Source organism: Streptomyces atroolivaceus (assembly GCF_000717025.1).
In the GTDB taxonomy this organism is placed as follows: Bacteria; Actinomycetota; Actinomycetes; order Streptomycetales; family Streptomycetaceae; genus Streptomyces; species Streptomyces atroolivaceus.
In genome coordinates this window covers 70,046-90,633 of the sequence record NZ_JNXG01000013.1, presented here as the reverse complement: position 1 = coordinate 90,633, position 20,588 = coordinate 70,046, and the positions used below count along the sequence as shown (strand labels likewise).

Here is a 20,588-nt window from a genome sequence, read left to right as displayed (position 1 = left end):
GGGCGTACCAGCATGCAGGGCACAGTTGACGGATTCACCTACGGCCTCGTGACCCCGGTCACGGCCTTCCTCATGGCATGCCTCGGCGCCGCACTCGGTCTCCGGTGCACCACGCGGTCCCTGCGCACCAGGGGTGCGTCCAGAGCCGGCTGGCTGGCCCTCGGCGCGACCTCCATCGGATCCGGCATATGGACGATGCACTTCATCGCGATGCTGGGCTTCACCGTCCGGGAGGCGCCGGTGAGCTACGACAGGCCTCTCACCTACGCCAGCCTCGCCGTGGGGGTCGGCATGGTGGGGATCGGCATCTTCCTCGTCGGCTACCGGGGCGCCACCCGCATGGCACTCGTCACCGGCGGGACGATCACCGGCCTCGGGGTCGCCTCCATGCACTACCTCGGCATGGCCGGAATGAACTTCGAGGGAGCGTTCGAGTACGACACGCTCACCGTCTCGCTCTCGGTCGTCATCGCGGTGGTGGCCGCGACCGCCTCGCTGTGGGCGGCCGTCTCGATCCACGGCTTCCTCCCCAGCCTCGGCGCCAGCGTGGTCATGGGAGTGGCGGTGAGCGGGATGCACTACACGGGAATGGCCGCGCTCCAGGTCCACCTGCACCCGGACGCGGCGCCGTCGGGGCCGGGCGAGGCCCCCACCTCGCTCCTCCTGCCGATGATGATCGGGCCGGGCGTCTTCCTGCTGCTCGCCGCGGTGGTCGTGATGATCGACCCCCTCGTGGTGACCGGTACCCCCGAAGGGGCCGGGCGGGTGCCCGGCCGCGCTCCGGCGCGCGGTGGCCCGGTGACCTCGATACCCGTCCAGCGCCGCCCCGTGCCGCCCCACGAGTCCACCTCGCGCAAGGCGTACCGGCAGTCGCGGAGCCGCTGATCTCCCGCCGTTGTCAGTGGGGGGTCGTACGGTGGTTGCATGCGGCCAGTCTCGAAGATCGAACGTTCGGTGGCGCCTTTCGAGGTCGTCAGTCCCTATCAGCCCAGCGGTGACCAGCCGGCGGCCATCGCCGAGCTGGACCGCCGCGTCCGCGCAGGTGAGAAAGACGTCGTCCTGCTCGGCGCGACCGGCACGGGCAAGTCGGCGACGACCGCCTGGATGATCGAGAAGCTGCAGCGCCCCACCCTGGTGATGGCGCCGAACAAGACGCTCGCCGCCCAGCTGGCCAACGAGTTCCGTGAGCTCCTCCCGAACAACGCGGTGGAGTACTTCGTCTCGTACTACGACTACTACCAGCCCGAGGCGTACGTCCCGCAGTCGGACACCTACATCGAGAAGGACTCCTCGATCAACGAGGAGGTCGAGCGGCTGCGGCACTCCGCCACGAATTCGCTGCTCACCCGCCGCGACGTCGTCGTGGTCGCGTCCGTCTCCTGCATCTACGGCCTGGGTACCCCGCAGGAGTACGTGGACCGGATGGTCCAGCTCAAGGTCGGCGACGAGATCGATCGCGACCAGCTGCTGCGCCGCTTCGTCGAGATGCAGTACACCCGCAACGACCTGGCGTTCACCCGCGGCACCTTCCGGGTGCGCGGCGACACCATCGAGATCTTCCCGGTCTACGAGGAGCTCGCCGTCCGCATCGAGATGTTCGGTGACGAGATCGAGGCCCTCTCCACACTCCACCCGCTCACCGGCGAGATCATCAGCGAGGACCGGTCGCTCCACGTCTTCCCCGCCAGCCACTACGTCGCGGGCCCCGAGCGCATGGAGAGGGCGGTCGGCCGCATCGAGAGGGAGCTGGAGCAGCGCCTCGCCGAGCTGGAGAAGCAGGGCAAGATGCTGGAGGCCCAGCGGCTGCGCATGCGCACGACGTACGACATCGAGATGCTCCGTCAGATCGGCACCTGCTCCGGCGTCGAGAACTACTCGATGCACTTCGACGACCGCGACCCCGGAACAGCACCCCACACCCTCCTCGACTACTTCCCCGAGGACTTCCTCCTCGTCCTGGACGAGTCGCACGTCACCGTGCCGCAGATCGGCGCGATGTACGAGGGGGACGCCTCCCGCAAGCGGACCCTCGTCGACCACGGCTTCAGGCTGCCGTCCGCCCTGGACAACCGCCCGCTGAAATGGGAGGAGTTCCTGGGCCGCATCAATCAGACGGTCTACCTCTCCGCCACACCCGGGAAGTACGAGATGTCCCGGGGCGACGGTTTCGTCGAGCAGATCATCCGGCCCACCGGACTCGTCGACCCGGAGGTCGTCGTCAAGCCCACCGAGGGCCAGATCGACGACCTGGTCCACGAGATCCGCAAGCGGACCGAGAAGGACGAGCGCGTCCTGGTCACCACCCTCACCAAGAAGATGTCCGAGGACCTCACGGACTACTTCCTCGAGCTGGGCATCCAGGTCCGCTACCTCCACAGCGACGTCGACACCCTGCGCCGCATCGAGCTGCTGCGCGAGCTGCGCTCCGGCGAGTACGACGTCCTGGTCGGCATCAACCTCCTGCGCGAGGGCCTCGACCTGCCCGAGGTGTCACTCGTGGCCATCCTGGACGCGGACAAGCAGGGCTTCCTGCGGTCCGGTACGTCCCTGATCCAGACCATCGGGCGTGCCGCCCGTAACGTCTCGGGGCAGGTCCACATGTACGCCGACAAGATCACCCCCGCGATGGCGCAGGCCATCGACGAGACCAACCGCCGGCGCGAGAAGCAGATCGCCTACAACACCGAGCGCGGGGTCGACCCACAGCCGCTCCGCAAGAAGATCAACGACATCGTCGCGTCCATCGCCCGTGAGGAGGTCGACACGGAGCAGCTGCTCGGCACCGGCTACCGGCAGGGCAAGGAGACCAAGGCGCCTGTCCCCTCGCTCGGAGGCAAGGCCGCCGCAGGGGGCAAGGCCGCCGGTGGCAAGGCGAAGAAGGGCGGCGCGGTGGTCACCGACCGGCCCGCCGCGGAGCTCGCGGGGATCATCGAGGAGATGACGGACCGCATGCGGGCGGCGGCGGCCGACCTGCAGTTCGAGGTGGCCGCCCGGCTCCGGGACGAGGTGGGCGAGCTGAAGAAGGAGCTGCGTCAGATGAGGGAGGCGGGGCTGGCCTGACCCGTGGGGCCCGCGATGTTGCAGGACCGACACAAAAATGGCCCACCACTCCTTCCCGTATCCCGGGACTGCGTAGGGTGCGGGGAAACCGCACACGGATGGTTGCGGGGCAAGCGGAGAGGGGACAGCGCGTGACGGTCAACATGACCAAGGGTCAGGCCATCAGCCTGCAGAAGAGCGACGGGGGGACCCTGACCGCGGTACGGATGGGGCTCGGCTGGCAGGCGGCCCCGCGCCGCGGACTGTTCGGCTCGCGCACCCGGGAGATCGACCTGGACGCCTCCGCGGTGCTCTTCGCCGACAAGCAGCCCGTGGACGTCGTGTTCTTCCGCCACCTGGTCAGCGACGATGGATCGGTCAAGCACACCGGCGACAACCTGGTCGGCGGCGCGGGCTCGGGCGGCGACGACGAGGCCATCCTCGTCGATCTGCAGCGGATCCCGGTCCACATCGACCAGATCGTCTTCACGGTGAACTCGTTCACCGGCCAGACGTTCCAGGAGGTGCAGAACGCCTTCTGCCGCATCGTCGACGAGACCAACGGCCAGGAGCTCGCCCGCTACACGCTGGACGGCGGCGGCCAGTACACGGCGCAGATCATGGCGAAGGTGCACCGTGCGGGCAGCGGATGGCAGATGACCGCCCTCGGCAACCCGGCCAACGGCCGGACCTTCCAGGACCTGATGCCGTCGATCCTGCCGCACCTGTAGGCGCGGCCGGGGCACGGGCGACACCTGGCCCCCAGATTTGTGTACGAGCAGCTCCCGGAGGCCCCGCCGCCGGGAGCTGCGCCCATGGCAGGGCACCACTCCGAACGTCGAGGGGGACTGGGCAATGACGGCCGAGCTGGTCCGGGGGCAGAACCACACCTTGCCCCAGACCCGTCTGGAGATCAGGGTTTCGGCGGGCTCACCCGTGGTGGCCGGGGCCACGCTCGGGGACGAGCGGGGTACGGTCCGTGGCGCCGAGTGGGTCGCCCATCCGGCGTCGCACCGGGTGCCCGGACTCGAGGTGTCCAGGCAGGCGGCGGCCGACCACCGGCTGGCCGTGGACCTGGACGCCCTGCCCGACGAGGTGCACCGCGTCACGGTGCTCCTCGCGCTGCCCATGGGGGCCGGGCGGCCTGGCAGATTCGGTGCGGTCGCCGCGCCCTTCGTCGCCGTCACCGGACTCGACGGTGCCGAGATAGCCACGTTCACCCTCACCGGCCTGGACACCGAGTCCGCGGTGTCGGCCGTGGAGCTCTACCGCCGCCAGGGCGGCTGGAAGGTCCGCGCCGTCGGCCAGGGCTATGCCGCCGGGCTCGCCGAGATGCTCGCCGACCAGGGCGTGGCGGGAGCGGCGGAGCTGGCCGCATCCATCCAGGAGGCCGTCGCCTCCGGGCTCGCCCGCTCCGTGACGCCGCCGCCCCGCTCGCCCGACGGCGAGCGGGTCCGTCACCCCGCGGGCCCTGCCGCCTCCCCGGACGACGGACGGCCGGCTGCACCGGCGCAGGCCCCCGAGCCGCTGGCGGACCCCGCGTCCTCGCACACGGACCTTCCGGGCGGTCCCATCAACTACGCGCACCCTCGGCGCCAGACCTCGGCTCCGCCCCCGCCGCCCCCGGCGGCTCCGCCCACCGCGCCCGGGCAGCCCGCGCAGCCCGTCGCCGGTGACGCCGGCGGATGGTCCATGGACGAGCGCCTCTACAACCAGATCTGGGGGATGTTCGAAGATCTCGCCCGCGCCGTCGCCGCGTACCGCAGTGCGGTCGACTTCGCCGAGTCCCGGATGGACCAGGAGCTCGACCGGACCCTTTCCGACCCGCGCAGCCGCATCGGTGGCGCGGGCGACCGCGCCCGCGAGCAGGCCAGGGCCAAGCGCGACGAACTCACCGGCCGGGCACGCGAGGCCCTCGATCGTGATCTCGCGCAGCTCGCCGCCGAGTCGGCCGTCGTCGAGCCGGCCCTCCCCGCCGCGTACGCGGGCTGGGACAACCCCGTCTGGCACGGCTACCGCGTCCCGATGGAGATCCCGATGGCCATGCGCATCGGCGACCTCCGTCTGCCCGAGGGCAACGGACTGCGCATCCCGCTGCTGGTGCGGCTGCCCCTGGAGCGAGGGATCTGGATCGACAGCGGACGTACGGGCTCCGAGGCGGCCGCGGCGACTTCCGGGGACCAGCTCCGGAGGCTGGCGATGGAGACCGCGGTGGCCCTGGCGGCGAGGCTGCTCGCGGTCCACCCGTCGGACGAGTTCTCCGTGCACGTCATCGATCCGGCCGGTTCCGCCGCCGCCCAGCTGTCCCCCCTGATCCGCGCCGGTGTCCTCGCCGGGCCGCCCGCGGCCGGGGCGGAGGGGGTTTCCTCGGTCCTCGCGCACCTCACCCGGCGCGTCGACCTGGTGCAGATGGCGCTCAGGGCGGGTGCCGCGGACGCGCTGCCCCCGGACCTGGACACGGGGGAGCAGCTGCTGATCGTCAACGACTTCCCGCACGGCTTCGACGACAGGGCCGTCACCCAGCTGCGCTATCTGGCCGACGAGGGGCCCTCGGTCGGCGTGCACCTGCTGATGGTGGCCGACCGCGAGGACGCCCGCGCCTACGGCCCCGTGCTCGACCCCCTGTGGCGGTCCCAGTTGCGGATCACCCCCGTGGCCGACGACCACCTCGCCGACCCGTGGGTGGGCCACGCGTGGACCTATGAGCCGCTGAGGGTGCCGGAGGGCAGCCGCGTCCTGGACCAGGTGCTCGCGCTGGTCGCCGCGGCGCGGGGCGCGGGTTACCGCTGAACACCGGTGGGGGCGGGCCGTACGCAACCGGTGAGGCTGGCCGGGTACGCCTCGTGTGATCCCTGAGCTGGCGTTTTGGCTGCACCTTGGTCCGGACTTTACCGTTTCTTGGTGCTTCATGTACTGTTCTTGATGCGGAGGGGAGTACTCCCGATCGCGGCGTTCCCGTCAATACGGACTGTGACCGGTCCCGGGGCGTCGGCCCGGCGCGCACCCCGCGCTCCCGGGTGGAAGAGACCTCCGGCAGCGACGACGCTGATCTATAGCCCGTAGCGAACTGCCGGAGGCGCAGTGGACGTTTCATGGACCCTCTGGGCGCTGACCATCTTTGGTCTGAGCGCCCTCATCGCCGTCGACTTCTTCATCGGGCGCAAGCCCCATGACGTGTCGACCAAGGAAGCCGGGATCTGGACCATCGTCTGGATCGCCCTGGCCGCCCTCTTCGGACTGGGCCTGTTGGTCTTCGGAGAGAGCCAGGCCTCGGGCGAGTTCTTCGCCGGCTTCATCACCGAGAAGTCGCTCAGTGTCGACAACCTCTTCGTCTTCGTCCTGATCATGGCGAAGTTCTCGGTGCCCTCCCACCTGCAGCAGCGGGTTCTGCTCATCGGTGTGCTGATCGCACTGGTGCTGCGTGCGATCTTCATCGCCGCCGGTGCCGCGGTCATCGCCAACTTCTCGTGGGTCTTCTACATCTTCGGCGCGTTCCTGATCTACACCGCCTGGAAGCTGATCCAGGAGGCGCGGTCCGACGACGAGGAGGACGAGTTCGAGGAGAACCGTCTCCTGAAGTCGATCGAGCACCGTTTCGGTGTCGCCGACAAGTACCACGGCACCAAGCTCTTCATCCGGAACAACGGCAAGCGCGTCATGACCCCCCTGATGGTGGTCATGCTCGCCATCGGCACCACCGATGTGCTGTTCGCGCTGGACTCCATCCCGGCGATCTTCGGCCTGACCCAGGACCCGTACATCGTCTTCACCGCCAACGCCTTCGCCCTGATGGGCCTGCGTCAGCTGTACTTCCTCATCGGCGGTCTGCTGAAGAAGCTGGTCCACCTCAGCTACGGGCTCTCGGTGATCCTGGGATTCATCGGCGTCAAGCTCGTGCTGCACGCCCTGCACGAGTCCGGGGTGCACGTCCCGGAGATCTCCATCCCGTTCTCCCTCGCCGTCATCTGCGGCGTCCTGGTGATCACTACGATCACCAGCCTCATCGCCTCCAAGAAGCAGGAAGCGGCGGAGAAGGGCGAGAAGAAGGACGACAGCGAGAACGTCGGCGCGGAGAAGTAGCGCGCCGGGCGGACACACCGACGGCCGGGGCCCCGAGGGGCACCCGGCCGTCGGGCGTTCCTACCCGGTCACCAGCCGCGCTCGCGCCACTCCGGCAGGTGCGGGCGCTCGGCGCCGAGCGTGGTGTCGTGACCGTGGCCGGGATAGATCCACGACTCGTCCGGCAGACGGTCGAAGAGCTTGGTCCGCACGTCGTGGAACAGGCTCGCGAAGGCCTCCGGGTCCTTGTGCGTGTTGCCCAGGCCGCCGGGGAAGAGGCAGTCCCCGGTGAACACGTGCGGCGCCCCGTGCGGGTCGTCGTAGACCAGGGCGATGGACCCGGGGGTGTGGCCGGTCAGATGCCTGGCGGTCAGCGTGACCCGGCCCACCCGGATCGTGCCGTCGTCCTCGACGAGCTCGTCGGTCGGGACCGGGATGCCCTCGGCGTCGTACCTCCCGGCGAAGGTCCGCGCCCCGGTGGCCGCGACGACCTCCCCGAGTGCCTGCCAGTGGTCACCGTGCCGGTGTGTCGTGACCACGGACGCGATCCCGTCCTCACCGATCAGCCGCAGCAGGGTCCCCGCCTCGGCGGCCGCGTCGATCAGCAGCTGCTCGCCGGTGGCCCGGCAGCGCAGGAGGTACGCGTTGTTGTTCATCGGCCCGACGGCGACCTTGGAGATCATCAGGTCCGTCAGTTCGTGCACATCCGCAGGTCCGCCGACCTTGACCGTTCCGCTGTACGTCATGGGACGCAGCCTATAGCGGGGGCAGGGCCGGAAGGCTGCCGTCCGTCACGGTGAGTGCGGAGCCGTCACGACGCCCGCAGAGCCAGCCCAGGATGTCGGCGGCCGTGCCCCGCACGGTGACCGGAGCGCCCTCGGCCCCGCCGCCCGTCGTCCACAGTTGGCCGTCCTCGGTGAAGGCGGTCGTGGGGACGACGCCGGGGTGCCCGGCGAAGCGTTCTGCCAGGAAGTCGTTCTCCCGGGTGACGAACTCCTCCGGCAGGTCCTCCAGCTCGTGACCCACCCCCAGATCGACGTGGTGCAGCTCGATCTCGACCCACCGGCGGAAGGGGACCCGGGAGGCCGAGTCCGTCACACCGTTGCGCAGGGTGACCGTCCGTGACCAGTCGGCCGGTGCGTCGGCCGCCGCCAGGAAGCGTGCACCGCTCGTGCGCAGGTCGGAGAGGTGTTCGGCCAGCGGCCGCGGGGCGTCACGTTCGATCTCCGCGTCCCGGGTTTCGCTGTTCGCGTACATCGGGCGTCCCTGGAGAACATTCACGAGGGCGTCGGCGTTACGTGACAGGTGGGCAAGTACATGGCCGCGGCTCCAGCCCGGCAGACGCGACGGCTCGGCAACGGCGCCGTCGTCCATCTTGCCCGTGGCGCTGAGCAGCCGATCGGTCGCTTCACGTACAGCTTCCAGGTCGCGCGCATGATCAGTCATGGGCCGAGCGTAGACCCCACCACTCATTCGGGTGATGGAGTCTTCGGACGTCCGTAAATCGAATGCGCGTGCTATACGCTCGGAGTCGAAAGCTTCGTACATCGCTGTGGCGCCCCCCATACCCTGGGACAGGGGCTCAGTTCCCCCACTTCTCTCCAGAAAGGTGCGGACCGGCGTGGCCGACCGTCTCATCGTCCGTGGCGCGCGCGAGCACAACCTGAAGAACGTCTCGCTCGATCTCCCCCGTGACTCCCTCATCGTCTTCACCGGGCTCTCCGGATCGGGCAAGTCCTCGCTCGCGTTCGACACGATCTTCGCCGAGGGGCAGCGGCGCTACGTGGAGTCCCTCTCCTCGTACGCCCGGCAGTTCCTCGGCCAGATGGACAAGCCGGACGTGGACTTCATCGAAGGCCTCTCGCCCGCCGTCTCCATCGACCAGAAGTCGACCTCGCGCAACCCGCGCTCCACGGTCGGCACCATCACCGAGGTCTACGACTACCTCCGGCTGCTCTTCGCCAGGATCGGCAAGCCGCACTGTCCCGAGTGCGCCAGGCCCATCTCGCGCCAGTCGCCGCAGGCCATCGTCGACAAGGTGCTCGGCCTGCCCGAGGGCAGCCGCTTCCAGGTGCTCTCGCCCCTGGTGCGCGAGCGCAAGGGCGAGTTCGTCGATCTCTTCTCCGATCTCCAGACCAAGGGATACAGCAGGGCCAGGGTCGACGGCGAGACGATCCAGCTCTCCGAGCCGCCCAAGCTGAAGAAGCAGGAGAAGCACACCATCGAGGTGGTCATCGACCGCCTGACGGTGAAGGAGAGCGCCAAGCGCCGGCTGACCGACTCCGTCGAGACGGCGCTGGGCCTCTCCGGCGGCATGGTCGTGCTCGACTTCGTCGACCTCGAGGCGGACGACCCCGAGCGTGAGCGGATGTACTCCGAGCACCTCTACTGCCCGTACGACGACCTCTCCTTCGAGGAGCTGGAGCCCCGCTCCTTCTCCTTCAACTCCCCCTTCGGCGCCTGCCCCGACTGCACGGGCATCGGTACGCGGATGGAGGTCGACCCGGAGCTGATCGTCCCGGACGAGGACAAGTCCCTCGACGAGGGTGCGATCCATCCGTGGTCGCACGGCCACACCAAGGAGTACTTCGGCCGCCAGATCACCGCGCTGTCCGACGCCCTCGGATTCCGTACGGACATCCCCTGGGCCGGGCTGCCGCAGCGCGCCAAGAAGGCGCTGCTGCACGGCCACAAGATCCAGACCGAGGTCCGCTACCGCAACAGGTACGGGCGCGAGCGCGCCTACACCACCCCCCGCTTCGAGGGCGCGGTCCAGTACGTCAAGCGGCGCCACTCCGAGGCCGAGAGCGACTCCAGCCGGGAGCGCTTCGAGGGCTACATGCGTGAGGTCGCCTGTCCGACCTGTGAGGGCACCCGGCTCAAGCCGCTGGTCCTCGCGGTGACGGTGATGGAGAAGTCCATCGCCGAGGTCGCCGCGATGTCGATCAGCGAGTGCGCCGAGTTCCTCGGCCGTCTCAAGCTGAACGCCCGCGACAAGAAGATCGCCGAGCGGGTCCTCAAGGAGGTCAACGAGCGGCTGAAGTTCCTCGTGGACGTCGGCCTCGACTACCTCTCGCTGAACCGCGCCGCGGGCACCCTGTCCGGCGGCGAGGCCCAGCGCATCCGGCTCGCCACCCAGATCGGCTCCGGACTCGTCGGCGTGCTGTACGTGCTGGACGAGCCGTCCATCGGCCTGCACCAGCGCGACAACCACCGGCTGATCGAGACCCTGGTCCGGCTCCGGGACATGGGCAACACGCTCATCGTCGTCGAGCACGACGAGGACACCATCAAGGTCGCCGACTGGGTCGTCGACATCGGCCCCGGTGCCGGCGAGCACGGCGGAAAGGTCGTGCACTCCGGCTCGCTCGAGGAACTGCTGGCCAACAAGGAGTCGATCACCGGCCAGTACCTCGCGGGCAAGAGGGCCATCGAGATGCCGGACATCCGGCGTCCCGTCGACCCGGAGCGCCGGCTCACGGTGCACGGAGCCCGGGAGAACAACCTCCAGGACATCGACGTCTCGTTCCCGCTCGGTGTGCTCACGGCCGTCACCGGCGTCTCCGGTTCGGGGAAGTCGACCCTGGTCAACGACATCCTCTACACCCACCTGGCGCGCGAGCTCAACGGCGCCAAGTCGGTCCCCGGGCGGCACACCCGGGTCGACGGCGACGACCTCGTCGACAAGGTCGTCCATGTCGACCAGTCGCCGATCGGCCGCACTCCCCGGTCCAACCCGGCGACGTACACCGGAGTCTTCGACCATGTCCGCAGGCTGTTCGCGGAGACGATGGAGGCGAAGGTGCGCGGCTATCTGCCGGGCCGTTTCTCCTTCAACGTCAAGGGCGGCCGCTGCGAGAACTGCTCCGGCGACGGCACGATCAAGATCGAGATGAACTTCCTGCCCGACGTGTACGTTCCGTGCGAGGTCTGTCACGGTGCGCGCTACAACCGGGAGACTCTGGAGGTCCACTACAAGGGCAAGTCCATCGCCGAGGTCCTGGACATGCCGATCGAGGAGGGCCTGGAGTTCTTCGAGGCGGTCCCGACGATCGCGCGCCACCTCCGCACGCTCAACGAGGTGGGTCTCGGCTACGTCAGGCTCGGCCAGTCCGCTCCGACGCTCTCCGGAGGTGAGGCACAGCGGGTGAAGCTGGCGAGCGAGCTGCAGAAGCGCTCCACCGGCCGCACGGTCTACGTCCTGGACGAGCCGACGACCGGTCTGCACTTCGAGGACATCAGCAAGCTCATCTCGGTGCTGTCCGGCCTGGTCGACAAGGGCAACACGGTGATCGTCATCGAGCACAACCTCGATGTCATCAAGACCGCCGACTGGGTCGTCGACATGGGCCCCGAGGGTGGCAACGGCGGCGGCCTGGTCGTGGCCGAGGGCACCCCGGAGGAGATCGCCTCGGTGCCGGCCAGCCACACCGGGAAGTTCCTCCAGGAGGTCCTGGGGGCGGACCGGATCGGAGAGGCCGCGGTGCCCCCGGCACGCAAGGCCCGTAAGTCGCCCGTGAAGAAGGCCGTCGCCGCCAAGGCGACCACGGCCCGCAGGACGGCCACGGCCAGGACGGCCGGCAAGGCGACGGCCGGCAAGGCGACGGCCGAGCAGCCCGCGCCGAAGAAGGCCGCCCGCGCGCGGAAGGCCTGACACCGGCCGGCGGACGGGCGGCACCCTGCACAAGGGGTGCCGCCCGTCCGCCGGCAGGGCCTTCCCGTCCGCCCGCCCGGCGCTCCCCGGGGCCGGTCGAAGGTCCGGCGTTCTCTGTCGGTATCGTCGGGTCTGTCGCCCATGCCATCAGGTGCGGCCCGTGCCCATGGTCCCCGGCACCCGGTGCCCCGGACGGTGCGGTGGCTCTCTGTCCCCCCGACCAGTGGAGACCGCATGTCCGGCCTGCCCGCCGCCCGCCGTACCGTACTGAAGGGCGCCGCTCTCGCCGGTGCCGCCGGCCTGGGAGCGGCGGCCTGTTCCACCGACTCGAAGCTCGGCCACGCGCAGACGCCCACTCCCACCGCGCCCGTCGAGCTCGGTGCCGCGGACGAGGTCCCGGTCGGCGGCGCGAAGCTCTACCGGGAGCAGCGGGTCGTCGTCAGCTGCCCGGCCGCCGGCCAGTACAGGGCCTTCAGCGCGCAGTGCACCCACGCGGGCTGCCTCCTGGACAAGGTCGAGGGAAACGAGGGCAACTGCCCCTGCCACGGCAGCCGCTTCGACATGACCACGGGCAAGGCGCTGCAGGGGCCCGCCACGGTGCCGCTGCCCTCCGTCCCCGTGAAGCTCGAGGGCGGAAAGCTCGTCGCGGGACCCGGGGCCTGACCGGCCCGGCAGCTCCTCGCGAGCCCCCGGGCTCCCGGAGATGCCGCTCTGTCACTGCCCGCCAGTAGGGTGTGAGACATGGCAGACCCCTCCAGCTACCGCCCCAGGCCGGGACAGATCCCCGACTCCCCGGGGGTCTACAAGTTCCGCGACGAGCACCGCCGGGTGATCTACGTCGGGAAGGCCAAGAACCTGCGCCAGCGCCTGGCCAACTACTTCCAGGACCTGGCCGGTCTGCACCCGCGCACCCGCACGATGGTCACCACGGCGGCATCCGTGGAGTGGACCGTGGTCTCCACCGAGGTCGAGGCGCTTCAGCTGGAGTACTCCTGGATCAAGGAGTTCGACCCCAGGTTCAACGTCAAGTACCGCGACGACAAGAGCTACCCCTACCTCGCGGTCACGCTCAACGAGGAGTTCCCGCGCGTCCAGGTGATGCGCGGCGCCAAGAAGAAGGGCGTGCGCTACTTCGGCCCGTACGGGCACGCCTGGGCGATCCGCGAGACCGTCGACCTGATGCTCCGGGTCTTCCCCGTGCGTACGTGCTCCGCGGGTGTCTTCAAGAACGCCGAGCGGACCGGTCGCCCCTGCCTCCTCGGCTACATCGGCAAGTGCTCCGCCCCGTGTGTGGGCCGGGTCACCCCCGAGGAACACCGGGATCTGGCCGAGGAGTTCTGCGACTTCATGGCCGGCCGCACCGGGACGTACATCCGCCGCCTCGAGAAGGACATGATGCTGGCGGCCGAGGAGATGGAGTACGAGCGGGCGGCCCGGCTGCGTGACGACGCGGGGGCGCTCAAGCGCGCCATGGAGAAGAGCGCGGTCGTCCTCGCCGACGCCACCGACGCCGACCTGATCGCCGTCGCCGAGGACGAGCTCGAGGCGGCGGTCCAGATCTTCCACGTCCGCGGCGGACGCGTGCGTGGTCAGCGCGGCTGGGTCACCGACAAGGTCGAGGCCGTCGACACGGCGGGCCTGGTCGAACACGCGCTCCAGCAGCTGTACGGGGAGGAGACGGGCGACTCCGTTCCCAAGGAGGTACTGGTCCCGGCGCTTCCCGAGGACCCCGAGGCCGTGTCCCAGTGGCTCGCGGGCCGCAGGGGGTCGCAGGTCAGTCTGCGGATCCCTCAGCGGGGCGACAAGAAGGACCTGATGATCACGGTCCAGCGGAACGCACAGCAGGCGCTCGGGCTGCATAAGACCAAGCGCGCGTCCGATCTCACGACGCGCTCCCGGGCCCTGGAGGAGATCGCCGAGGCACTCGGCCTCGACACCGCGCCGCTGCGCGTCGAGTGCTTCGACATCTCGCACCTCCAGGGGGACGACGTGGTCGCGTCCATGGTGGTCTTCGAGGACGGCCTCGCCCGCAAGAGCGAGTACCGCCGCTTCCAGATCAAGGGCTTCGAGGGCCAGGACGACGTCCGGTCGATGCACGAGGTCATCGGCCGCCGCTTCAAGCGCTACCTCCACGAGAAGGAGCGGACGGGGGAGTGGGAGGAGACCCCGGCACCCACAGGCCCCGTCCCGGCACCCGCGGATCCCGCGGCCCCCGCCCCGGTGGGCCCGGCAGGCCCCGCCCCCGCGCCCCCGGAGCCCGCACCGGGTGGGCCCGTGCCCGGCGCGGTGGCGCCCCCGGGGCCGGACACCGGCCCCGGGGAGGAGCCCCGGGAGGACGACGGCCGCCCCAAGCGCTTCGCCTACCCGCCCCAGCTCGTCGTCGTCGACGGAGGGCAGCCCCAGGTCGCCGCCGCCAAGCGCGCCCTGGACGAGCTGGGTATCGACGACATCGCCGTCTGCGGTCTGGCCAAGCGGCTCGAGGAGGTCTGGCTGCCCGACGACGACGATCCGGTGGTCCTTCCGCGTTCCAGCGAGGGCCTCTACCTCCTGCAGCGCATCCGCGACGAGGCCCACCGCTTCGCCATCACCTACCAGCGGGCCAAGCGTGCCAAGCGCATCCGCAGCAGCCCTCTGGACGACGTGCCAGGCCTCGGCGAGACCCGCAAGCAGGCGCTGATCAAGCATTTCGGTTCCGTCAAGAAGCTGCGGCAGGCGACAATCGAAGAGGTCTGCGAGGTGCCGGGGATAGGGCGCAGGACCGCGGAGTCCGTGGCCGCAGCCTTCGCCGCGGCCGCCCCGGCCGCGCCCGCCGTGAACACCGCGACGGGCGAGATCATCGAAGACGACGACGGGGGCAGCAGGACATGACCGAGCACGCGCATGAACGCCAGGACGAACGCGGCCGAGCAGACGGAGCAGCACACGTGAGTACGGGAAGCACCACGGAGAAGGCAGAGGCCGTCACGCCCGCCATCCCCGAGCTGGTGATCATCTCCGGAATGTCGGGCGCCGGGCGCAGCACCGCCGCCAAGTGTCTGGAGGACCTCGGCTGGTTCGTCGTCGACAACCTGCCGCCCGCGCTGATCCCCACGATGGTGGAGCTCGGCGCCCGGTCCCAGGGCAACGTCGCCCGCATCGCCGTCGTCGTCGACGTACGCGGCCGACGCTTCTTCGACAACCTCCGGGAGTCCCTGGCGGACCTGGAGGCCAAGCACGTCACCCGGCGGATCGTCTTCCTGGAGTCGTCCGACGACGCCCTCGTACGCCGTTTCGAATCGGTCCGCCGCCCGCACCCGCTCCAGGGCGACGGCCGCATCGTCGACGGCATCGCCGCCGAGCGTGACCTGCTGCGTGAGCTGCGTGGCGACGCGGACCTCGTCATCGACACCTCCAGCCTCAACGTGCACGAGCTGCGGGCCAAGATGGACGCCCAGTTCGCCGGCGACGAGGAGCCGGAGCTGCGGGCGACGGTGATGTCGTTCGGCTTCAAGTACGGGCTGCCGGTCGACGCCGACCTGGTCGTCGACTGCCGCTTCCTGCCGAACCCCCACTGGGTCCCCGAGCTCCGTCCCTTCACCGGGCTCAACGAGGAGGTGTCCGACTACGTCTTCGACCAGCCGGGCGCCAAGGAATTCCTCAACCAGTACACGGAGCTGCTGCAGCTCATCGCCGCCGGTTACCGCCGCGAGGGCAAGCGTTACGTGACCATCGCGGTCGGGTGCACGGGCGGCAAGCACCGTTCCGTCGCCATGTCGGAGAAGCTGTCCGCCCGGCTGGCCACCGAAGGGATCGAGACCGTCCTCGTCCACCGGGACATGGGGCGAGAGTGAGCAGTCGCCATCTGCGTCAGCGCCGGCTGAGCAGGGCCACGGCCGCGCTCTCCGGCCGCAAGCGCGGCGCCCAGCCCAAGGTCGTCGCTCTCGGCGGCGGCATGGGGCTGTCGGCCTCGCTCACGGCTCTCCGCCGGATCACCGGCGACCTCACGGCCGTGGTGACCGTCGCCGACGACGGCGGTTCCAGCGGCCGGCTCCGCGAGGAGCTCGGCGTCCTCCCGCCGGGCGACCTGCGCAAGGCGCTCGCGGCGCTGTGCGGGGACGACGAATGGGGCCAGACCTGGGCCCAGGTCATCCAGCACCGCTTCGAGTCCAAGGGGGAACTCCACGAGCACGCGGTGGGCAATCTGCTCATCGTCGCCCTCTGGGAACAGCTGGGCGACCACGTCCAGGCCCTCGACCTGGTCGGCAAGCTCCTCGGAGCACACGGCAGGGTGCTGCCGATGTCCGCCGTCCCCCTGGAGCTCCAGGCGCTCGTACGGGGGCACGACCCGGAGCGCCCCGACAGCACGGTCGTCGTGCGCGGGCAGGCGACGGTGGCGCTCACCCCCGGGGAGGTGCAGTCCGTCCACGTCGTGCCGGCCGACCCGCCGGCGGTGCCCGAAGCGGTGGCCGCGGTGCTCGACGCCGACTGGGTGGTGCTCGGTCCCGGATCCTGGTTCTCCTCCGTGATTCCGCATCTGCTGGTACCCGAACTGCTCGACGCGCTGGTGACCACGAAGGCCCGTAAGGTCCTCTCGCTGAACCTCGCACCACAGCCCGGTGAAACAGAAGGCTTCTCACCGCAGCGTCATTTGGAGGTTTTGGGACGACACGCCCCTAAACTCGCCATGGACGTGGTGCTGGCCGACGAGGCCGCCGTGCCCGACCGCGAGTCCCTCGCCGACGCCGCCCAGCGGCTCGGAGCCGCGGTCGAGCTGGCCCCCGTGGCCTCACCCGACGGCGTTCCGATTCATGATCCGGAGCTGTTGGCCGCCGCGTACGACCGTATTTTTCGGATGCATGGAAGGATCGGCCCATGGCGATGACGCCAGCGGTGAAGGACGAAGTCTCTCGGCTTCCCGTGACCCGGACCTGCTGCAGAAAGGCGGAGGTCTCGGCGATTCTTCGGTTCGCGGGCGGGCTGCACCTGGTGAGCGGCCGGATCGTGATCGAGGCCGAACTGGACACGGCCATGGCGGCCCGCCGGCTCAAGCGGGACATCCTCGAGATCTTCGGGCACAGCTCGGAGCTGATCGTGATGGCTCCCGGCGGACTGCGCCGGGGCTCCCGCTACGTGGTCCGGGTGGTGGCCGGCGGCGACCAGCTGGCGCGCCAGACCGGTCTGGTGGACGGCCGTGGCCGCCCCATCCGCGGCCTGCCCCCGCAGGTGGTCTCGGGGGCCACCTGCGACGCGGAGGCGGCCTGGCGGGGCGCCTTCCTGGCCCACGGGTCACTCACCGAGCCCGGCCGGTCGTCCTCGCTCGAGGTGACCTGCCCCGGCCCGGAGGCCGCGCTCGCGCTGGTCGGTGCGGCCCGAAGGCTGTCCATCGCGGCCAAGGCCCGGGAGGTGCGGGGGGTCGACCGCGTCGTCGTCCGGGACGGTGACGCGATCGGTGCCCTGCTGACCCGCCTCGGCGCCCATGAGGCGGTGCTGGCCTGGGAGGAGCGCCGGATGCGGCGCGAGGTCCGCGCCACGGCCAACCGGCTCGCCAACTTCGACGACGCCAACCTCCGCCGCTCCGCCCGCGCCGCGGTCGCGGCGGGCGCCCGTGTGGGGCGCGCGCTGGAGATCCTGGGCGAGGAGGTGCCGGAGCACCTCGCGGCCGCCGGACGGCTGCGTATGGAGCACAAGCAGGCCTCCCTGGAGGAGCTGGGAGCGCTCGCCGACCCGCCGCTGACCAAGGACGCGGTCGCGGGCCGGATCAGGCGGCTGCTGGCCATGGCCGACAAGCGGGCCCAGGACCTGGGTATCCCGGGCACGGAATCGACCCTCAGCGAGGAGCTGGCCGACGGCCTCGTGGGCTGAGAGCGGCGCAGGGAGCACCGGCCGCCTTCCTCGCGCGGCCGGGGCCCTCCGCCAGAGCCCCGGAAGGTGGGGCCGACGGCATTTACCGGCCAGGTGCGGGAAGTGATCCGAATGGGGCAGGACCTTTTTCGGAATGCATTCGAGTGCGCCTCTGCACGATTGAGCGGGAAGATTCGCGCAGTTCTGTCGCCCGCGCGCCCGAAAGCCCGCAGGTGGCCTGGAAAATTCATCGATTGAGTGCCGAGCTGCACGATTGAGCGCGAAACTCCCGGTCCGCCGTGGCGTACTTCCGGAAGGGCGCCGGATCGGGCCAATGCCGCCGCAGGCGGCGGGCCGCACCGAGAGGGGCGGACCCACGTCGGTGACTCCCGGTGATAACGCGCCACCGGGTGGCGCCGCCCGCCCTCGCGCCGTAAGGGGCCCGGTTCCGGCGGCTGTTGACGCTTGGTGACCGGGGGCGGGCCGGGGCCGCCCATGCCGGCGTCCGCGGCCGGAATCCCCTGCTCCTACTCGACGGTAAGGAGATCCCTCTTCGCAGCGGCGCTCTCGATGTCACTTCGGAGCCTTCGGAGAGGTAGGGTCGGAGGCGGTCGGGGACATCCCTATAAAACTCGCCGGCATCGAAACCGGCGTTCCTAACGAGGAGATCGGTTCGTGACGATCCGCGTAGGCATCAACGGCTTTGGCCGCATCGGTCGTAACTACTTCCGCGCGCTGCTGGAGCAGGGTGCGGACATCGAGATCGTGGCTGTCAACGACCTGGGTGACACTGCGACCACGGCTCACCTGCTGAAGTACGACACCATCCTGGGTCGTCTCAAGGCAGAGGTCAGCCACACCGCCGACACCATCACCGTCGACGGTCACACCATCAAGGTGCTCTCCGAGCGCAACCCGGCCGACATCCCCTGGGGTGAGCTGGGCGTCGACATCGTCATCGAGTCGACCGGCATCTTCACCAAGAAGGCCGACGCCGAGAAGCACATCGCCGGTGGCGCCAAGAAGGTCCTCATCTCGGCTCCGGCCAAGGACGAGGACATCACCATCGTGATGGGCGTCAACCAGGACAAGTACGACGCGGCCAACCACCACGTCATCTCCAACGCCTCCTGCACCACCAACTGTGTGGCGCCGATGGCCAAGGTTCTCGACGAGAACTTCGGCATCGTCAAGGGCCTGATGACGACGGTCCACGCGTACACGAACGACCAGCGCATCCTGGACTTCCCGCACTCGGACCTGCGTCGCGCCCGCGCCGCCGCCGAGAACATCATCCCGACCACGACGGGCGCCGCCAAGGCGACCGCCCTGGTCCTCCCGCAGCTCAAGGGCAAGCTCGACGGCATCGCGATGCGTGTCCCGGTCCCGACCGGTTCCGCCACCGACCTCGTCGTGACCCTGCAGCGCGAGGTCACCAAGGACGAGGTCAACGCCGCGTTCAAGAAGGCTTCCGACGACGGCGACCTCAAGGGCTTCCTGACCTACACCGAGGACCCGATCGTCTCCTCGGACATCGTCGGCGACCCGTCGTCCTGCACCTTCGACTCCTCCCTGACCATGGTCCAGGAGGGCAACTCGGTGAAGATCCTCGGCTGGTACGACAACGAGTGGGGTTACTCCAACCGCCTCGTCGACCTGACCGTCTTCGTCGGCGGCCAGCTCTGATCCTAGGATCGGCAGGCATCCAGGTGTGATGTGAGGGGCTCGGACGGCGCGACGCGGCGCCGTTCGAGCCCCCTTGCATGCTCATCAGTCCTTCCAAGGAGTATGGGAACAGATGAAGACGATCGACGAACTTCTCGCCGAAGGGGTCGCGGGCAAGCGGGTATTCGTCCGCGCCGACCTCAACGTGCCGCTGGACGGCACCACGATCACCGACGACGGCCGCATCCGCGCCGTCCTGCCCACGGTCGCCGAACTCGCCGCAGCCGGTGCGCGGGTCGTCGTCGCCTCGCACCTCGGCCGCCCGAAGGGCGTCCCTGACCCGGCCTTCTCGCTGGCACCCGCCGCGGCACGTCTGGGCGAGCTGCTCGGTGCCGAGGTCGCCTTCGCGACCGACACGGTCGGTGAGTCCGCCCGCGCGACGGTCGCCGCCCTCGCCGACGGTCAGGTGGCCGTCATCGAGAACCTCCGCTTCAACGCCGGCGAGACGTCGAAGGACGACGCCGAGCGCGGTGCCTTCGCCGACCGGCTCGCAGAGCTCGCCGACGTGTACGTGGGTGACGGCTTCGGCGCCGTCCACCGCAAGCACGCCTCGGTCTTCGACCTCCCGGCCCGGCTTCCGCACGCGGCCGGCGGCCTGATCGCGACCGAGGTCGGCGTCCTGAAGAAGCTCACCGAGGACGTCGCGCGCCCGTACGCCGTGGTCCTCGGCGGTGCCAAGGTCTCCGACAAGCTCGGAGTCATCGACCACCTGCTGGAGAAGGCCGACCGCATCCTGATCGGCGGCGGCATGGCGTACACCTTCCTCAAGGCCAAGGGCCACGAGGTGGGGACCTCGCTGCTCCAGGAGGACCAGGTCCCGGCCGTCCAGGGGTACCTCAAGCGGGCCGAGGAGCTCGGTGTGGAGTTCGTGCTCCCCGTCGACGTCCTCGTCGCCCGTGAGTTCCCGGACCTGAAGACCAAGGCCCCGGCCGACCCCACCACGGTCGCCGCCGACGCCATCCCGGCGGACCAGGAGGGCCTGGACATCGGGCCCGGGACCCGCAAGCTGTACGCAGCGAAGCTCGCCGACGCGGCCACCGTCTTCTGGAACGGCCCGATGGGCGTCTTCGAGCACCCCGACTACGCCGAGGGCACCAAGGCGGTCGCCCAGGCACTCGTCGACTCCCAGGCCTTCAGCGTCGTCGGTGGCGGGGACTCCGCCGCCGCCGTCCGCATCCTGGGCTTCGACGAGAACGCTTTCGGCCATATCTCGACCGGTGGCGGCGCCAGCCTCGAATACCTCGAGGGCAAGACGCTTCCCGGACTCGCCGCACTGGAGGACTGACCCTCA

General features: G+C 69.9%; 15 protein-coding genes. 13 read left to right on the top strand and 2 right to left on the bottom strand.

The genetic code is table 11. The features are described 5' to 3' along the window. The first annotated feature begins 12 nt into the window (after positions 1 to 12). The 5 genes from OO67_RS23240 (at position 13) to OO67_RS23220 (ending at position 7,119) form a co-directional block, all read left to right on the top strand. A complete protein-coding gene (locus tag OO67_RS23240; RefSeq protein ID WP_033303142.1) occupies positions 13 to 885 on the top strand; it encodes an MHYT domain-containing protein in 873 nt (290 codons plus the stop codon). Positions 886 to 924: 39 nt separating this feature from the next. Beyond that, entirely contained in the window at positions 925 to 3,060 is a 2,136-nt protein-coding gene (uvrB, locus tag OO67_RS23235; RefSeq protein ID WP_033303140.1) for an excinuclease ABC subunit UvrB, read from the top strand. Positions 3,061 to 3,191: 131 nt separating this feature from the next. Further along, positions 3,192 to 3,770, top strand: coding sequence for a TerD family protein (locus tag OO67_RS23230; RefSeq protein ID WP_033303139.1), 579 nt, complete (start codon positions 3,192 to 3,194; stop codon positions 3,768 to 3,770). Positions 3,771 to 3,894: 124 nt separating this feature from the next. After that, positions 3,895 to 5,829: a TerD family protein gene (locus OO67_RS23225; protein WP_033303138.1), complete on the top strand. Its 1,935-nt coding sequence runs from the start codon at positions 3,895 to 3,897 to the stop codon at positions 5,827 to 5,829. A 291-nt stretch (positions 5,830 to 6,120) separates the two neighbouring features. Next, on the top strand, positions 6,121 to 7,119 hold the full coding sequence (locus OO67_RS23220) for a TerC family protein (RefSeq protein WP_033303137.1): 999 nt from the start codon (positions 6,121 to 6,123) through the stop codon (positions 7,117 to 7,119). A 68-nt stretch (positions 7,120 to 7,187) separates the two neighbouring features. Here OO67_RS23220 and OO67_RS23215 read toward each other — a convergent pair whose 3' ends face one another. Continuing rightward, positions 7,188 to 7,844: an MBL fold metallo-hydrolase gene (locus tag OO67_RS23215; protein WP_033303136.1), complete on the bottom strand. Its 657-nt coding sequence runs from the start codon at positions 7,842 to 7,844 to the stop codon at positions 7,188 to 7,190. A 10-nt stretch (positions 7,845 to 7,854) separates the two neighbouring features. Then, positions 7,855 to 8,544 (bottom strand): maleylpyruvate isomerase family mycothiol-dependent enzyme, encoded by a 690-nt coding sequence (locus OO67_RS23210; RefSeq protein ID WP_033303135.1) that lies wholly within the window; start codon positions 8,542 to 8,544, stop codon positions 7,855 to 7,857. 175 nt (positions 8,545 to 8,719) lie between these two features. Here OO67_RS23210 and uvrA point away from each other — a divergent pair, with 175 nt between their 5' ends. The 8 genes from uvrA (at position 8,720) to OO67_RS23170 (ending at position 20,582) form a co-directional block, all read left to right on the top strand. Continuing rightward, positions 8,720 to 11,752: an excinuclease ABC subunit UvrA gene (uvrA, locus tag OO67_RS23205; protein ID WP_033303407.1), complete on the top strand. Its 3,033-nt coding sequence runs from the start codon at positions 8,720 to 8,722 to the stop codon at positions 11,750 to 11,752. 234 nt (positions 11,753 to 11,986) lie between these two features. After that, on the top strand, positions 11,987 to 12,415 hold the full coding sequence (locus tag OO67_RS23200) for a Rieske (2Fe-2S) protein (protein WP_033303134.1): 429 nt from the start codon (positions 11,987 to 11,989) through the stop codon (positions 12,413 to 12,415). Positions 12,416 to 12,493: 78 nt separating this feature from the next. Continuing rightward, positions 12,494 to 14,620 carry an excinuclease ABC subunit UvrC gene (uvrC, locus tag OO67_RS23195; RefSeq protein WP_033303132.1) on the top strand — a complete coding sequence of 709 codons (2,127 nt, stop codon included), beginning with the start codon at positions 12,494 to 12,496 and terminating at the stop codon, positions 14,618 to 14,620. Next, positions 14,617 to 15,582 carry an RNase adapter RapZ gene (gene rapZ, locus OO67_RS23190; RefSeq protein WP_033303131.1) on the top strand — a complete coding sequence of 322 codons (966 nt, stop codon included), beginning with the start codon at positions 14,617 to 14,619 and terminating at the stop codon, positions 15,580 to 15,582. The genes uvrC and rapZ overlap by 4 nt, the downstream gene beginning before the upstream one ends. Beyond that, the gene (locus tag OO67_RS23185; RefSeq protein WP_033303129.1) at positions 15,579 to 16,613 is read left to right on the top strand and encodes a gluconeogenesis factor YvcK family protein; all 1,035 of its coding nucleotides are present in this window, start codon (positions 15,579 to 15,581) and stop codon (positions 16,611 to 16,613) included. Before rapZ ends, OO67_RS23185 begins: the two co-directional genes overlap by 4 nt. Continuing rightward, a complete protein-coding gene (gene whiA / locus OO67_RS23180; RefSeq protein ID WP_033303128.1) occupies positions 16,604 to 17,593 on the top strand; it encodes a DNA-binding protein WhiA in 990 nt (329 codons plus the stop codon). Before OO67_RS23185 ends, whiA begins: the two co-directional genes overlap by 10 nt. A gap of 654 nt (positions 17,594 to 18,247) precedes the next feature. Further along, a complete protein-coding gene (gene gap, locus OO67_RS23175) occupies positions 18,248 to 19,258 on the top strand; it encodes a type I glyceraldehyde-3-phosphate dehydrogenase (RefSeq protein ID WP_033303126.1) in 1,011 nt (336 codons plus the stop codon). 112 nt (positions 19,259 to 19,370) lie between these two features. After that, positions 19,371 to 20,582: a phosphoglycerate kinase gene (locus OO67_RS23170; RefSeq protein ID WP_033303124.1), complete on the top strand. Its 1,212-nt coding sequence runs from the start codon at positions 19,371 to 19,373 to the stop codon at positions 20,580 to 20,582. Positions 20,583 to 20,588: the final 6 nt, after the last annotated feature.

What these genes read in the sequence shown, in the direction of transcription:
- OO67_RS23240 (WP_033303142.1), top strand. Translation starts at nt 13, where the DNA reads ATGCAGGGCACAGTTGACGGATTCACCTACGGCCTCGTGACCCCGGTC.
- uvrB (WP_033303140.1), top strand. Translation starts at nt 925, where the DNA reads ATGCGGCCAGTCTCGAAGATCGAACGTTCGGTGGCGCCTTTCGAGGTC.
- OO67_RS23225 (WP_033303138.1), top strand. Translation starts at nt 3,895, where the DNA reads ATGACGGCCGAGCTGGTCCGGGGGCAGAACCACACCTTGCCCCAGACC.
- OO67_RS23215 (WP_033303136.1), bottom strand. Translation starts at nt 7,844, where the DNA reads ATGACGTACAGCGGAACGGTCAAGGTCGGCGGACCTGCGGATGTGCAC.
- OO67_RS23210 (WP_033303135.1), bottom strand. Translation starts at nt 8,544, where the DNA reads ATGACTGATCATGCGCGCGACCTGGAAGCTGTACGTGAAGCGACCGAT.
- OO67_RS23200 (WP_033303134.1), top strand. Translation starts at nt 11,987, where the DNA reads ATGTCCGGCCTGCCCGCCGCCCGCCGTACCGTACTGAAGGGCGCCGCT.
- uvrC (WP_033303132.1), top strand. Translation starts at nt 12,494, where the DNA reads ATGGCAGACCCCTCCAGCTACCGCCCCAGGCCGGGACAGATCCCCGAC.
- rapZ (WP_033303131.1), top strand. Translation starts at nt 14,617, where the DNA reads ATGACCGAGCACGCGCATGAACGCCAGGACGAACGCGGCCGAGCAGAC.
- whiA (WP_033303128.1), top strand. Translation starts at nt 16,604, where the DNA reads ATGGCGATGACGCCAGCGGTGAAGGACGAAGTCTCTCGGCTTCCCGTG.
- OO67_RS23170 (WP_033303124.1), top strand. Translation starts at nt 19,371, where the DNA reads ATGAAGACGATCGACGAACTTCTCGCCGAAGGGGTCGCGGGCAAGCGG.